The sequence below is a fragment of the Stenotrophomonas sp. AGC87 genome (assembly GCF_057333975.1).
In genome coordinates this window covers 114,991-115,856 of sequence record NZ_JBHFHW010000033.1, presented here as the reverse complement: position 1 = coordinate 115,856, position 866 = coordinate 114,991, and the positions used below count along the sequence as shown (strand labels likewise).

The following is an 866-nucleotide window of genomic DNA, read 5'->3' as shown; positions in this document are numbered from 1 at the left end:
CCCCCCCCCCCCCCCCCCGCCAGCGCGTAGCGAGGGTGTTACCGGGCGAGCCAGCCGCCATCAACCGGCAGCACTGCGCCGTTGACGTAGTCCGAGGCGCTGGAGGCCAGGAACACGGCGGTACCGCCGAGGTCTTCCGGGGTGCCCCAGCGTGCCGCCGGGATGCGATCGAGGATGGACTTGTTGCGGTCCTCATCGGCGCGCAGCGCGGCGGTGTTGTCGGTCGCCATGTAGCCCGGGGCGATCGCATTGACGTTGATGCCCTTGCTCGCCCATTCGTTGGCGAGCAGACGGGTGATGCCGGCGATGCCGCTCTTGCTGGCCGTGTACGACGGCACGCGGATACCGCCCTGGAAGGACAGCATCGAGGCGATGTTGATGATCTTGCCGCGGCCCTGGGCGATGAAATGCTTGCCGGCGGCCTGCGAGATGAAGAACGCGGACTTGATGTTGACGTTCATCACGTCGTCCCAGTCCTGCTCGCTGAACTCCACGGCATCGGCGCGGCGGATCAGGCCGGCGTTGTTGACCAGGATATCCAGGCCACCCAGGCCTTCAATGGTTTCGCGGATGACGCGCTCGACCGGCTCGATGCTGATCAGGTTCGCTTCGATCGCCAGGCAGCGGCGGCCCAGCGCGGTGATCTTGGCGATGGTCTCGGTGGGCGGCGCGATGCCGGCCACGGCAACGTCGGCACCGGCCTGCGCCAATGCGACCGCGATGCCCTGGCCCAGGCCGGTGTTGCCACCGGTGACGAGGGCGACCTTGCCTTCCAGACTGAACGGATTAGCCATTTCGTATGTAGTCCTTGTCCAATGCGTAACAGACGCCGCCGGCGCGATGCCGGCGGCGCGTCGGGGTCACTT

1 protein-coding gene is annotated in these 866 nt (G+C 67.2%); it reads right to left on the bottom strand.

Annotated features, from left to right (window positions below; all coding sequences use genetic code 11):
• Positions 1-38: 38 nt before the first annotated feature.
• The gene (gene kduD, locus ACE026_RS13980) at positions 39-794 is read right to left on the bottom strand and encodes a 2-dehydro-3-deoxy-D-gluconate 5-dehydrogenase KduD (protein WP_019184096.1); all 756 of its coding nucleotides are present in this window, start codon (positions 792-794) and stop codon (positions 39-41) included.
• Between the last annotated feature and the right edge of the window lie 72 nt (positions 795-866).